Genomic DNA, 13,985 nt, shown 5'->3' on the forward strand with positions numbered 1-13,985 from the left:
TATTAGCGGGAGAGCAAGATGCTGCGGTCGAGCAGGCGGGAATGGATGCAGGGAGCGGCCGGTGTCGCATTGATGGGAATGGCGACGCGGGCGGTGGGGGCCGCGCCGTCGATGCTTCCGGCCAAGGCCGAGCCGCTGACGCTCTCGGCGGTACGGCTGCACCCTTCGGTATATGCGACGGCGGTCGAGACGAACCGGCGCTATCTCTATCGCCTCAGTCCCGATCGGCTGCTGCACAATTTCCGGAAATATGCCGGGCTGGAGCCCAGGGCGCCCATCTATGGCGGATGGGAAAGCGACACGATCGCGGGCCATACCCTGGGGCACTATATGTCGGCGCTGGTGCTGACCTGGCAACAGACCGGCGATCCCGAGATGCGCCGCCGCGCCGACTATATCGTGGCCGAACTGGCCGAGGCGCAGGCCAAGCGCGGCACCGGCTATGTCGGCGCGGTGGGCCGCAAGCGGGCCGATGGCAAGGTGGTCGATGGCGAGGAGATCTTTCCCGAGATCATGGCGGGTAAGATCAAGTCCGGCGGGTTCGACCTCAACGGGTCCTGGTCGCCGCTCTACACGGTCCACAAGCTGTTCGCCGGATTGCTCGACATCCATGGCGGCTGGGGCAATGCCCAGGCGCTGGACGTCGCGGTCAAGCTGGGCGGCTATTTCGCCCGCGTCTTCGCCGCGCTCGACGATGCACAGATGCAGACGGTGCTTGGCTGCGAATATGGCGGGCTGAACGAGAGCTTCGCCGAACTGTACCAGCGGACGAACGACCGCCAGTGGCTGGCACTGGCCGAGCGGATCTATGACCGCAAGGTGCTCGATCCCCTGGTGGCGGGCGAGGACAAGCTGGCCAATTTCCACGCCAATACTCAGGTGCCCAAGCTGATCGGGCTGGCGCGCATCCATGAAATCACCGGCAAGCCCGAATTTGCCAGGGGCGCGAGCTTCTTCTGGGAAACCGTCACCGGGTATCACAGCTACGTTATCGGCGGGAACGCCGACCGGGAATATTTCTCCGAGCCCGACACGATCGCGCGGCACATCACCGACCAGACGTGCGAGCATTGCAACACCTACAATATGATGAAGCTGACCCGGCATCTTTACGGGTGGCAACCGGACGGGCGCTATTTCGACTATTATGAGCGTGCCCACCTGAACCATGCGATGGCCGCGCAACATCCGCAAAATGGCGGCTTCACCTATATGACGCCATTGATGAGCGGCGTGGTGCGCGAGTTTTCGAGCGATAAGGACGACGCCTTCTGGTGCTGTGTCGGCTCGGGGATGGAGGCGCATGCCAAGCATGGCGAGTCCATCTTCTGGCAGGGGGGCGACACCTTCTTCGTCAATCTCTACATCCCGGCCGAGGCCCGGTGGGAGAAGCGCGGCGCGATCGTGACGCTCGACACCGCCTATCCGATGGCCGGGCAGGCGACGCTGAGCTTCACGCGCCTCGATCGCGCGGGGCGCTTCCCGCTGGCGCTGCGCGTGCCCGGCTGGGCGAACGGCCAGGCACAGGTCGAGGTCAATGGCCAGGCGGTGACGCCGCGTTTTGAGCGGGGCTATGCGGTCGTCGATCGCCGGTGGAGGGCGGGGGACAAGGTGACGATCCGCCTGCCGCTCGACCTGCGGATCGAAACGACGCCGGGCGACGACACGGTCGTGGCCGTCCTGCGCGGGCCAATGGTGATGGCCGCCGATCTGGGCGGTCGTGACGACAAGTGGGACTCGCCGGACCCGGTGCTGGTGGGCGCCAACCCGCTGGCGGGCTTCGCCGCCGCCGATCCGGCGCGCGCCCGCTACACCACGGCGGGCGTTTTCCGTCCGACGAACCTGGGCTTCGTGCCCTTTTTCAGCCAGTATGACCGGCGCAGCGCCGTCTATTTCAAGCGTTTCACCGATGCGGGATGGAAGGCACAGGAGGCGGCGTTCCTGGCCGATCAGGCCAGGGCGCGCGACATCGCCGCCCGGTCGGTCGATATCATGCACCTGGGCGAGATGCAGCCCGAGCGTGACCATGGCCTGACTTCCGATATTTCCTACCCCGTCTCCTATCGCGGGCGGCAGGGTCGCGACGCGCGCTCGGGTGGCTATTTCGAGTTCACCATGGCGGTGCGCCCCGGCCCGATGATCCTGCAGGGCACCTATTGGGGCGAGGAGCGTGCTCGCGACTTCGACATCCTGGTCGACAATGTGAAGGTCGCGACCCAGCATTTGGAGAATGACAAGCCGGGCGCCTTCTTCGATGTCGAATACCCGCTGCCGACCGCGCTGACGGCGGGCAAGAAGAGTGTGCGCGTGCGGATCGTGCCGCATGACCGCAGCACGGCGGGGCCGATCTTCGGTATGCGGGTGTTCGCGGCCAAGCCGGTGGCGACGGCGTGACCGGGGTGCGGATGACGCTGGACGAGCTGCGGAAGCTGGCGCGTACCAAGCTGCTGGGGGCGGGGCTTGCCCCCGCTCATGCCGAGGCGGTTGCGGAGACGATGGTGGCGGGCGAGCGCGACGGATGTACCTCGCACGGCATCTACCGTCTGCTGGTCGCGGTCTCCAGTATCGAGAAGGGCGTCGTCGTGCCCGACGCTGAGCCGGTGCTGTCCGAACCGGCGCGTGCGCTGGTCCGTGTGGACGGCGGCGGCGGCTTTGCACAGCTGGCGTTCCAGACCGGCAAGCCGATGCTGATCGACAAGGCCAGGGCGAACGGCATCGCCGCGCTGGCGCTCAACAATGTCGTGCATTTCGCAGCGCTCTGGCCCGAGGTGGAGGAACTGGCAGAGGCCGGGTTGGTGGCGCTGGCCTTCACCCCCAGCCACGCCTGGGTCGCGCCGTCGGGCGGAGCGGAGCCGGTGTTCGGCACCAATCCCATCGCCTTTGGCTGGCCGCGTGTCGATGGGCCGCCCTTCGTCTTCGACTTCGCCACCTCGATGGTCGCGCGCGGGGAGATCGAACTCCACCGGCGTAGCGGCAGGAGCGTGCCGGACGACTGGGGTGTCGATGCGACAGGCAAGCCGACCACCGATCCAGCGGCAATCCTGTCGGGCGCGATGCGGACGTTCGGCGGCCATAAGGGATCGGCGCTGGCCGCGATGGTCGAGCTCCTCGCCGGGCCGCTGATCGGCGACATGACCAGCCGCGAATCGATCGACTGGGACGCCGCGCGCGGCGGGTCTCCGCTGGGCGGGGAACTGATCATGGCGATCGATCCCAAGGGGTTCCTGGGCGATCTTCTGCCCGAGCATCAGGAGCGGGCCGAGGCGATGTTCGCGGCCATCACGGGGCAGGGGGCACGGCTGCCCTCCGCCCGGCGCTACGCCGCGCGGACGGTGTCACTGGTCGAGGGGGTCGAGATTTCGGCCGATCTCTACCGCGACGTCATCGCGCTGAAGGGTTGAGCACGGGGGTATGAGCATGACGAACCGGATCGGATGGTTGCTGGCCGGGGCGGCCGTCATGGCAATGCCGCTTGGCATGCCTGAGGCCAAGGGCCGCCCTCAGGTCACCCGCCAAGCCACGACGCCGGACGCCCGGTTCCGCGCGCTGTCGGACGCCGAATATCGGTGGCGGATCAGCCAAAGCGCCGCCGATGAGGACAGCGGCAGTGCGGGCTCGCGGCAACTGCCCGATGTGGGGGCGGCCGCGCAGGCCGCGCGACTGGCGCGCTGGCAAGCGACCGCCCGGGCATTGGATGCGATCGATCCCGCGACGCTCTCGCCCGCTACGCGGACGGACTATATGGTCTATCGCGGACAGATCGATGCGCTGATCGCCGCGCAGCGCTTCCGGGAATATGAAAAGCCGCTCAATTCTGACACCAGCTTCTGGGGCAATCTGGCGGGTTGGGCGCGGGGCAGCTTCACCAAGGAAAGCCAGTATCGCGACTACATAGCGATGTTGCGCCAGATGCCGCGCTATTACGACCAGCAGATCGCGAATATGCGCGCCGGTCTGGCACGTGGGTTCACCGTGCCGCGCGTCACGTTGAAGGGGCGTGACATCGGCGTGGCGCAGGTGGTGGATGCGGGGACCAGTGACGCCCAGCCCTTTTACGAGCCGTTCAAGACCATGCCCGCCGTCATGGCGCCTGCCACCGCGGCTGCGTTGCGTGCCGAGGCGAAGGCGGCGATCCGTGACGACGTGGTGCCCGCGCACCAGCGGCTGCTGAGCTTCCTGCGCAACGACTATATCCCCCATGCGCAGGCCAGCACGGCCGCCTATGACCTGCCCGACGGCAAGGCCTTCTATCGCGCCAAGATCCGGGAATTCGTGACGGCCGACATGACGCCCGAGCAGGTTCACGCGATCGGCCTGTCGGAGATGCAGCGCATCCGCGCGCGAATGGATCAGGTGATGAAGGAGGTGAAGTTCAAGGGAGATTTCCCTGCCTTCCTGACCTTCCTGCGCACCGATCCGCGCTTCTACGCCAAGACGCCGCAGGAGCTGCTCGATAAGGCGGCGTGGATCGCCAAGACGTTCGACGGCGTCGCCTCGGACTGGTTCGGCCACTTGCCGCGCAGCCGCTTCGGGATCAAGCCGGTGCCGGCCGACCAGGCGCCCTTCTATACCTCCGGGCGTGGCGGACCAGGCATCTATCTGGTCAACACCTATGACCTGCCGTCACGACCGCTCTATGCGATGTCTGCGCTGACCCTGCATGAAAGCGCACCCGGACACGCCTTTCAGATGCCGTTGGCGGCCGAGAACCAGACGCTGCCAGCCTTTCGTCGCGATAGCTATCTGTCGGCCTATGGCGAGGGTTGGGCGCTCTATTGCGAGGCGCTGGGCGAGGAAATGGGGTTCTACAAGGACCCCTATGATCGGTTCGGTATGCTGTCCTATCAGGCGTGGCGCGCGGCGCGTCTGGTTGTCGATACCGGAATCCATGCCATGGGGTGGAGCCGTGAAAAGGCGCAGGCCTATCTCCACGACAACACGGCCTTGTCCGATCACGAGATCGAGACGGAAGTAGACCGCTATATCGCATGGCCGGGGCAAGCCTTATCCTACTATATGGGGCAGCTTGCCTTCCAGCGTGCGCGCGCCAAGGCCGAAAAGGCGCTCGGGCCGAAGTTCAACATCCGCGCCTGGCATGATGCGATGCTCCAGCTGGGATATGTTCCACTGCCCGTCATCGATCAACGTACCGATCGTTTCATCGCAGAGGGCGGAAAAGGGCCCTATCCGGATGAGGAATGACATTGACCACACCCTATTTAAACGCTAACAACGGTATACGATATCTAAAACAGTAGCAGGAAGACAGATTGTGAGCATCGGCTGGCGCGGCGTATTTCCCGCAGTGACGACCCAGGTCCGGGAAGATCTTTCGATCGACCTCGCCGATACGCAGCGTGTCGTCGACGATCTGGTCAATGACGGCGTGACCGGCGTCATCGCGCTGGGCACGGTCGGCGAGAACAACTCGCTCGACTATGACGAGAAAGTCACGGTCCTGACCGCGATCGTCGAGGCGGTGGCGGGCCGCGTGCCGGTCATCACCGGCGTGTCGGAATATGACACCCGCCGTGCAGTGCGCTATGCGCAGGCCGCCGAAAAGGCCGGAGCCGATGGTCTGATGCTGCTGCCGCCGATGGTCTATGTGCCCAAGGCGCATGAGCTGGTGAACCACTTCAAGGGCGTGGCGGACCAGACCGGCCTGCCGATCATGCTCTACAACAACCCGCCTGCGTATCGCACGGTCATCGACCAGACGGTGCTGGAAGCGCTGGTCGATGTGAAGAACATCGTGGCGGTCAAGGAATCGGCCCCCGACACGCGCCGCTTCACCGATTTCCGCAATGCGTTCGGCGATCGCTATACCCTGTTCGCGGGGCTCGACGACGTGGCACTCGAAGGTCTGTATCTGGGCGCCCAGGGCTGGGTCTCGGGCCTGACCAACGCTTTCCCCAAGGAGTCGGTCGAGCTGGTTGCGGCATTCGACCGTGGCGATCACGCCAAGGCGATGGAAATCTATCGCTGGTTCATGCCGCTCCTCCATCTCGACGCCGAGCATGACCTCGTCCAGTCGATCAAGCTGGCCGAGCAGGTCATGGGCCGTGGTTCGGAACGCGTGCTGCCGCCGCGCTACGTGCTGGAAGGCGAACGCCGTGCCGAGGTGATCGCGATGGTCGAAAAGGCCGCCGCGACCCGCCCGACGCTGGGCCTGGCCAAGGCCGCCTGATGGCGACGACGCTCTCGCAATTCGACCACGTCCTCAGCGAGGGGCGTCATCGGGGCGAGGGCGTCATCGTCGTTCAGACGCTGGCGGATCGCATCTTCGCGATCGTGCGCGAACGGATCATTGCCGGGGCGATCCCCGCCGATCGACCGATCCGCCAGGATGCGCTGGCCGCCGAACTGGGCGTCAGCAAGATACCGCTGCGCGAAGCGATGGCGCGGCTGGAGCAGGAGGGGCTGCTCCACGGTGTCGCCAACCGCGGCTATATGATCGGTGCGCTGTCCGCCGCGCAGGCCGAGGATATTTACGGCCTGCGCCTGAAGCTGGAGCCGGTGGCGGCGGCGCGGGCCGCCGTCATCGCCGATGACGCGGATCGCGCGGCCCTGATTGCGGCGTTCGAGGCGCTCGACCAGGCGGCGGCCAGCGATCTGGCGCGTGTGGCGATCTGCAATCGGCAATTCCACATGGCGATGGTCCGCCCGACCCGACAGGCGTTGACGATCCAACTGATCCGTCAGCTCGCACTGCTCGCCGAACGCTATGTCGTCGCGCATCTGCAGCCCGCCGGGCGCGATGCGCGGGCGCATCTCGAACATCGTGAACAGCTCGACGCCTTCCTCGCGCGCGACGCCGACCGGGTTAAGGCATTGCTTGATACGCATATCCGGTCCACCCTGATGGACCTGAAAGGCGGGTTCGCACCCGTCGAGTGACAATGAAAAGCCAATAAGGCGGGGGATTTTTCGAGGATGTTCGGACCAAGAAAGTCGCTGGGCAGCGTGACCCAGCATGCGGAGGGGCAGGCGCTGGCCAAGACGCTCAGCTGGCCGCACCTGATCGCACTGGGGGTCGGCGCGATCGTCGGCACCGGCATCTACACGCTGACCGGCGTGGGCGCGGAGCGCGCCGGGCCCGCCGTTATCCTGGCATTCGCGATCGCCGGTGCGGTCTGTGCCTGCGCGGCGCTTGCCTATGCCGAATTGGCCACGCTGATCCCGGCGGCGGGCAGCGCCTATACCTTCAGCTATACCGCGCTGGGTGAGACGCTCGCCTGGATTGTCGGGTGGAGCCTGATCCTCGAATATTCGCTGGCTTGCTCGACCGTGGCGGTCGGCTGGTCGGGCTATCTGGTCGGGTGGATCCAGGCGGCGGGCGTGCATCTGCCGCCCGAGCTTCTGTCCGGCCCGCATGGCGGCGGCATCATCAACCTGCCCGCCGTGCTGGTCGCGCTGTCGGTGATGGGGATGCTGGTCGCCGGTACGCGGGAGAGCGCCACGCTGAACATCATCCTCGTGGTCGTTAAGCTGGTGGCGCTGGGCGTGTTCGTCGCCTTCGCATTACCCGCCTTTAACAACGCGAACCTGCATCCCTTCATGCCCTATGGCTTTGGGGCGACCGAGGTGGATGGGGCCAAGCGCGGCGTCATGGCGGCGGCGGCGATCGTGTTCTTCGCCTTTTACGGGTTCGATGCGGTGGCGACCTCTGCCGAGGAGGCCAAGAATCCCGGCCGCGACCTGACCATCGGCATCGTCGGATCGATGCTGGTCTGCACGCTGATCTATATGGCCGTGGCAGTGACGGCGGTCGGCGCGCTGCCCTTTCAACAGCTCGCCAATTCCCCCGAGCCGCTGGCGCTCGTTCTGCGCTCGCTTGGCCAGCCGACCGCCGCGCATCTGATCGCACTGGCGGCGGTCATCGCGCTGCCGTCGGTCATTCTGGTGATGATGTACGGCCAGAGCCGCATCTTCTTCACCATGGCACGCGACGGCCTCTTGCCGCAGGCGCTGGCCGTGGTCAGCAAGCGGAGCGGCGCGCCGACCCGCATCACGCTCGTCACCGGCGTGTCGATCGCGATCGTCGCGGGTATCTTCCGCCTCGACGAGATTGCTGAGTTGGCGAATGCGGGGACGCTGCTCGCCTTCATCGCGGTCGGTGCCTGCCTGATGGTATTGCGTCGCCGGGCGCCCGAGGCGAAGCGCCTGTTCCGCTGCCCCCAACCCTATCTGGTGGGGACGCTCGCTATCCTGGGCTGCGTCTATTTGTTGTTCAGCCTGCCGAGCGCGACGATCGTGCGCTTCATCATCTGGAATCTGGCGGGCCTGGCCTTCTACTTCGCCTATGGGCGTCGCCGGAGCGCGCTGGCCGCGGGCTGAACCCCCGGCCAGCGGTGGGGCGGGGCGACCGAACAGATAACCTTGGGCCTGGGGGCATCCTTCCTCCAGCACCATGCAATGCTGTTCGGGCGTCTCGACACCCTCGGCGACGACGGGCAGGTTCAGGCTCCGCCCCAGTCCGACAATGGCCCGGACGATCGATCGCGCGGTGGCATCGTCGGTCACGCCCGATATGAAGCTCTTGTCGATCTTGATCTTGTCGAACGGGAAGCATTGCAGGTTGCTGAGCGAGCTATAGCCGGTGCCGAAATCGTCCATGACGATGCGGATACCCATCGCCGTCAACTGGTGAAGCGTCCTGAGCGTCGACTCGCGATCGTGCAGCAGGACATTCTCCGTGATCTCCAGCTCGAGCCGATGCGCGGGGAAGCCGCTCTCGGTCAGCGCCCGCGCCACGATCTCGGGCAGGTTCGGATCTGGGCCGGAACGATCAGCGCGCTCATGCCGATCAGATGCATGGCGCCAACGCCGATCGTGGTCAGGCCCCCGGCGGCCAGACAGCCGAGCAAACCATGCCGCCGCCGGATATTGCGGTGAGCCACCCAGATGGCCAGACAGGGTGCGGCGGCCGAGACCATGGTCAAGGGAAGGTTGAATCCCAGCGGCAACGGGCCGCGATAGGCCAGCATGGCCAGGAAATGGGTGCACCAGATGCTGACGGCACCCGTCAGGGCCGCGAGCACCACCCAGTTACGCCGTCGGGCCTCGGCGCATTCCTGGGACCTGTCATCCAACAGGAACAGCGCCACCAGTCCCAGGACGCAAACGCCTAGAGTCTGATCCATCTAAGCTGAAGCGTAACCGCTATTGCGGAGGTAGTTGGCACATTCGTGAGGTGGGAAGGCGTCGAGTAGCGAGCCGATCTGCTTCCATGTAGCCTCGACCGACCGGGTGTTTGCCTTGCGAAGCAGCGTCTTGAGCTTGGCAAAGACCTGCTCGATGGGATTGAGGTCGGGGGAGTAGGGCGGCAGGAAGAGGAGCCTGGCGCCGACGGAGCGGATGAGCTGGCGAACGGCCTTGCTCTTGTGACTGCCCAGATTGTCCATGACGACGATGTCGCCGCTCGAGAGGGTGGGCAGCAGGAACTGCTCGACATAAGCGGTGAAACTCTCGCCGTTGATGGGGCCATCGAGCACGAGCGGCGCGTCGATACGATCATGCCGGAGCGCGGCCAGAAAGGTGAGCGTGCGCCAATGGCCGTGCGGCACCTTGTCGACCAGCGGCTGACCACGGGCACACCAGCCGCGCAACCGCGTCATGTTGGTCTTGGCCCAGGTTTCGTCGATGAAGACGAGGCGCCGCGGATCGATCCGGCCCTGATACTTGCGCCATTGCGTGCGGCGCCTGGCGATCGCTGGCCGATCCTGCTCGCGGGCCGATCCTGCTCGCGGGCGATCAGCGTCTTTTTTTGAACGTGATCCCCGCCTCGCGCACGATCCGCCACACCGACCCGTAGCTCGTCACCACGCCCCGTTCACCCAACTCCGCCACCAAGCCGCGTAACGTCACGTCCGGCTTGGTCGCCAGTCGCTCCAGCAACCACTCACGCTCGGCGGCCAGCGAACGGGGCTGCTTGCGTCCCAGCGGCCGGGCCGCGGCGCTGCCCGTCGCCCGATGGCGTTGCGACCATTTCACCGCACTCGCCACGCTGACGCCGAACAGTTCCGCGGTTGCCCGGCACGACCGGCCACCCAGAACCGATGCTGCTACTCGCTCACGCAGATCATCCGAATAGGCTCGACCCATAGCTGCCGACCTCCAAACGGCAGACAGCTTGAATCAGAAGCGCACCGCTTTGGGAATCCTCAATCGATTCCGCTCAGATGACTCAGACTCTAGTGCCGAAAGCGTGAGCCCGGGGTCGTGCTGGCCGAGGATGCAACCGACGATATCGAGGATGGCAAGTGCTGTCCCCCCGGCAACAGAAATGGCACGGGGGCGTTGCGAAACGTTTAATGCGAATCACGATGGCGTGTGGAGCAGGTCGCGGGGGGGCTTTTCAAAAGGCCCGCAAAATTATATACCGACCGTTATGGAAAATGCTCCGCCCGCGTGCAAGGGCCGCCCGCGCGAATTTTGCACTGATCAGGCGCTTGCCTCCGCGCTCCGCGTATTCTGGAGCAAGGGCTATGAAGGCGCGTCGATGGCCGACCTGACCGAGGCGATGGGCATCACCAAGCCCAGCCTCTATGCGGCGTTCGGCAACAAGGAAGCGCTGTTTCATAAGGCTCTCGACCTCTACGAGGCAGAGAAGCTCGCCTATATCCGCGATGCGCTTGACCAACCGACGGCCCGCGGCGTGGCCGAGCATCTGCTTCGCGGCGCCCTGAAGGCCATGACGTGCCAGTGGGAGCCCAAGGGATGTCTTGGCGTGATCCACTCGGTGGCGTGCGGCGCGGAAGCCGAGTCGATCAAGGCGGCGGTGGTCGCGCGGCGAAGCTCGTCGCAGGCCGCGATCGTCGCACGGTTCCAGCGTGCCGTGGATGAGGGGGATCTGCCGCCCGGTGTCGATCCGGCGGGTCTGGCCAATCTCATCTTCGCGCTGTTGCAGGGCATGGGGGTCCAGGCGGGCTCGGGTGTTACTTCGGAACAGCTGCAGTCGATGATCGATGCAGCCTTGGCGCTATGGCCATCGCAATAGGCTATATTTTTTCATACCGGCCGGTATGAAAGTCGTTGACGACTGAACCGACTATTAATATACCGGACGGTATGGAAGGTGATCGTCACCTTCGACACGCAAATGGCGAGACAACAGGATGGGCGGCCGGGTGCCGCTTCCTCGGGCGGGCATGTGCTGACCGGGGCGGGATGTCGCGCGTCGGAAAAGGGGTTCGCAGCATGGCCTATGTCGCATTTCAGGAAATCGGTGCCGCACGGATTGCGGTCGGTGCCGCCGTCGCACAACAGGGTGCGGCCGCTATCCGTCCCGACGCGCGCCTGTCCGCGCTAGAGTGGCAGGTGGTGGCATTGGCCCGGCGGGATCGCCTGTCCAGCCTGCGCGAGCCGACCAAGCTGACCCGGGCGATCGGCAGCATATTCGGCGACGCGCGCAACCCGCGCCTGGCCGATCCTTCGCTGGAGTCGCTGCGTCGCATGGCGGTGCTGAGCTGGCACCATGGCTATAGCGTGCCGTCGCACGAGGTCCGGGCATTCCTGGCTGCGGGTTATTCCCCCGACCAGTATGAGCTGATGGTCGACAGCATCTCCACCGCACTCGGCGATTCGCGCCGATCCGCCCGCCCCGTCGCGGCAGAGTGAGGCGAGGGCGCGTCCGTGCCCTATTGCCCTTCTCCCAAACTGACGTACCTTGGACGTCGATAGTGACGGAGAAGATCCATGGCGGCTGGACTGCGTCTGAACGATCCCTTCTCGATCATCACCCTGCCCATGGCGGGCAGGCCGGGCGGCGAACGGGCTACGCCATGGGAAAATCTGTTCGCCTGGCCCCGACAGGGCGATATCCAAGTCCCGTTTGACGCGGCCTCGCGTGAGGCGAGGGATATATGGGCGACCCGGTTGGACCATGCGGTGGCACATGCCGACAAGGCCGTGCTGCTGGTCGCGGAGGGCGCGGCCTGCCTCGCCAGCATCTGGTGGGCCCGGCTGTCGCCCAGCGATTATGTGTCCAAAGTGGCGGGCGCCCTGTTCTTCCAGCCATCGTCGGTCGACGCACTGCACCGACAGAGCGGCGAGCTTTTTGCTTCGCCCGAGGCGCTCTTGCCCTTTCCATCGCTGGTCGTCGACGGTGCCGTGCACGGGCCTGCTTTGGCGACGATCTGCGGCGGGCGCCTAGTGTCCCCGCCGCGCGCTACGCCTCAACCGACGGGGATGTGGCGCCAGGCCCAACGGCTGATCGAGCGTCTTTCGGCCGGGGTCGTCGAGCAGGATCTGCGTGTCCTGCGTACGCTGGGTATCCCCGAGCGGTGACGCAAAAAGGCCCGGCGGAGGTGTGCCGCCGGGCCAGTTGATCGCCACAGGGAGCTTCCTTAGGCGAGGCAGGAGCGGTGACCGGGCCCGAAGGCCCAGCGCCACCGGAGAAAAGTCTAGCTGGCGTTCGTACCCGCCGACGCGGTCTCATTGTCGAGCAGCACGTCATTGCCGAGCGCCACATTGCCGTCAGCGGGCCCTTCGTCATTGGCGAGAATTTCGTCATTCGCCACGCCGCCATTGTCGATGGCTGCGCTGTTTGCAGGCTCCGACTTGGAACAGGCGGCCAGCGGGAGCGCGGATGCGATCAGAAGCAGCGGAAGGGCATGGCGTCGCAACATCAATTCGGTCCCCTTGGTGGTTTTTCCGGTGTATCGCCGCTAATCGGCTCCACATGAGTAATACACACCAAATCGATGGGATATAATCAACGCAAATCTTGTCGACGGGATAGATGGGCTTTCCTGTCACTGGTGATGACCGCGCTGATGCTGATGGCTGGCGGTGCATCGGCGCAGGACAGGCCGCCGCTGTATGGTGGCGCGGCGTTGGCACTGGATGCCGCGCAATATGCGGCGATCTCCGGCCAGACCCCGGTGGCAGCGGGGCGCGAACTGGCGTTGCAGGACGCGTCGGTGCCACTGACCGATGCGCTCAAGGTCGAATTTTCCGGTCGCCTTGCGGGCGTGTCGGTGGGGCACGCGCCCTTCCATATCGATGTCTTGTTGACCGGCGACGAACCTGTCGCCGACCGGGTGGTACAGCTTGCCGGAAGTCCGGTGCTGGTTCGCTTCCGTACCGGGGCCTATGCCACGCACGAGCAACTCGTCACCGCGCTCGCGCTTCACCAGACCGAAATCCGCGCGAGCCTGATCCAGCCGCCGGGTATGGGCGTCGATCCCCGGATCGGGGCGCTCGTCGTCATGGTGGGCCAAGCCGATGCCGCAGCGGAGCCGGGCGATGCCCTGCGCGATCGGATCGCGCGGATCGCGGGTGTGCCGGTGCGGATCGCGACGCTGGACGCGCCCGACATCGATCTGGCCGACCTTCAGGGCGGCGCGCGGCTGACCGGCATCGATCCCGCCAACGGCCGTCGCTATGCCTGCACCAGCGGGTTCGTGGTCCGCCGAAGCGCTGCCAGCGCCGTCGTGACCGCCGCCCATTGCCCGGATAACCTGGTCTGGACCGATCCCGAGCGCCGCGAGCATCCGTTGCCGTTCCTCGGGCAATGGGGATGGGGCTATCAGGATGTGCAGGTGAACGGCAGCCCGGTGACGCTGCCGCCTGCCTTCTGGAGCGATACGGCCAAGACGATCAGCCGAACCGTCACGGGTGCGCGATCCCGCGATCAGACTCGCGCGGGCGACATCGTCTGTCATCGGGGCGAACGCACGGGCTATAGCTGCGCAGAGGTCTGGATACCCGATTTCGCGCCTGCCGGGGATTTGTGCGGCGGCGCCTGTACCCCGACCTGGGTCGCGGTGCGCGGGCCGACCTGTCGCAGCGGCGACAGCGGCGGCCCGGTCTTTCTGGGCGGCACCGCCTACGGCATCGTCAAGGGCGGCAGCTATCGCGGCGGAGACGGCAGTTGTGCCTTTTACTACTATATGTCGCTCGATTTCCTGCCCGACGGGTGGTTGCTGGCGACCGGCTGAGGGATCGCATTGCGCCGCAGCAGCGTTGGTTTTTCATTGGCA

Annotated in this window: 12 protein-coding genes and 2 pseudogenes; 10 read left to right on the plus strand and 4 right to left on the minus strand. The window is 65.6% G+C overall.

All coding sequences use genetic code 11. The annotated features are described in order from the left end of the window. The first annotated feature begins 18 nt into the window (after positions 1-18). The 6 genes from AC1GI4_RS01390 to AC1GI4_RS01415 all read left to right on the plus strand — a co-directional run bounded on the left by AC1GI4_RS01390 (position 19) and on the right by AC1GI4_RS01415 (position 8,337). Positions 19-2,394 (plus strand): beta-L-arabinofuranosidase domain-containing protein, encoded by a 2,376-nt coding sequence (locus tag AC1GI4_RS01390; RefSeq protein ID WP_479628279.1) that lies wholly within the window; start codon positions 19-21, stop codon positions 2,392-2,394. Beyond that, positions 2,391-3,401, plus strand: coding sequence for an Ldh family oxidoreductase (locus AC1GI4_RS01395; RefSeq protein WP_479628280.1), 1,011 nt, complete (start codon positions 2,391-2,393; stop codon positions 3,399-3,401). The genes AC1GI4_RS01390 and AC1GI4_RS01395 overlap by 4 nt, the downstream gene beginning before the upstream one ends. A gap of 76 nt (positions 3,402-3,477) precedes the next feature. Next, positions 3,478-5,202 (plus strand): DUF885 domain-containing protein, encoded by a 1,725-nt coding sequence (locus AC1GI4_RS01400; protein ID WP_479630325.1) that lies wholly within the window; start codon positions 3,478-3,480, stop codon positions 5,200-5,202. Between the two features lie 70 nt (positions 5,203-5,272). Beyond that, a complete protein-coding gene (locus AC1GI4_RS01405) occupies positions 5,273-6,187 on the plus strand; it encodes a dihydrodipicolinate synthase family protein (protein WP_433910529.1) in 915 nt (304 codons plus the stop codon). After that, positions 6,187-6,897: a GntR family transcriptional regulator gene (locus tag AC1GI4_RS01410; protein ID WP_294275279.1), complete on the plus strand. Its 711-nt coding sequence runs from the start codon at positions 6,187-6,189 to the stop codon at positions 6,895-6,897. Before AC1GI4_RS01405 ends, AC1GI4_RS01410 begins: the two co-directional genes overlap by 1 nt. 36 nt (positions 6,898-6,933) lie before the next feature. Continuing rightward, a complete protein-coding gene (locus tag AC1GI4_RS01415) occupies positions 6,934-8,337 on the plus strand; it encodes an amino acid permease (protein WP_294275278.1) in 1,404 nt (467 codons plus the stop codon). 81 nt (positions 8,338-8,418) lie between these two features. On the opposite strand, the pseudogene AC1GI4_RS01420 reads toward AC1GI4_RS01415, so the two are convergent. The 3 genes and pseudogenes from AC1GI4_RS01420 to AC1GI4_RS01430 form a co-directional block, all read right to left on the minus strand. Further along, positions 8,419-8,754, minus strand: a pseudogene (locus tag AC1GI4_RS01420) (EAL domain-containing protein); the annotation flags it as partial. Continuing rightward, on the minus strand, positions 8,739-9,107 hold the full coding sequence (locus AC1GI4_RS01425; RefSeq protein ID WP_479628281.1) for an MHYT domain-containing protein: 369 nt from the start codon (positions 9,105-9,107) through the stop codon (positions 8,739-8,741). The gene AC1GI4_RS01425 and the pseudogene AC1GI4_RS01420, both read right to left, overlap by 16 nt. Before the next feature lie 36 nt (positions 9,108-9,143). Beyond that, a pseudogene (locus AC1GI4_RS01430) lies at positions 9,144-10,104 on the minus strand (IS630 family transposase). A gap of 286 nt (positions 10,105-10,390) precedes the next feature. Between AC1GI4_RS01430 and AC1GI4_RS01435 the strand changes: the two are divergent. From AC1GI4_RS01435 to AC1GI4_RS01445, 3 genes are all read left to right on the plus strand, one after another. Next, complete coding sequence (locus AC1GI4_RS01435; protein WP_294275276.1) at positions 10,391-10,999, plus strand: TetR/AcrR family transcriptional regulator; 609 nt, start codon at positions 10,391-10,393, stop codon at positions 10,997-10,999. A 200-nt stretch (positions 11,000-11,199) separates the two neighbouring features. After that, positions 11,200-11,619, plus strand: coding sequence for a hypothetical protein (locus tag AC1GI4_RS01440; RefSeq protein ID WP_294275275.1), 420 nt, complete (start codon positions 11,200-11,202; stop codon positions 11,617-11,619). Positions 11,620-11,697: 78 nt separating this feature from the next. After that, a complete protein-coding gene (locus AC1GI4_RS01445) occupies positions 11,698-12,288 on the plus strand; it encodes an alpha/beta hydrolase (protein ID WP_479628282.1) in 591 nt (196 codons plus the stop codon). 116 nt (positions 12,289-12,404) lie between these two features. On the opposite strand, the gene AC1GI4_RS01450 is transcribed toward AC1GI4_RS01445, so the two are convergent. Then, positions 12,405-12,629 (minus strand): hypothetical protein, encoded by a 225-nt coding sequence (locus AC1GI4_RS01450; protein WP_479628283.1) that lies wholly within the window; start codon positions 12,627-12,629, stop codon positions 12,405-12,407. Positions 12,630-12,764: 135 nt separating this feature from the next. Between AC1GI4_RS01450 and AC1GI4_RS01455 the strand changes: the two genes are divergently transcribed. Beyond that, positions 12,765-13,943, plus strand: a complete 1,179-nt coding sequence (locus AC1GI4_RS01455) for a chymotrypsin family serine protease (protein ID WP_479628284.1) — start codon at positions 12,765-12,767, stop codon at positions 13,941-13,943. Positions 13,944-13,985: the final 42 nt, after the last annotated feature.

The sequence above is a fragment of the Sphingomonas sp. 77B genome (assembly GCF_056497825.1).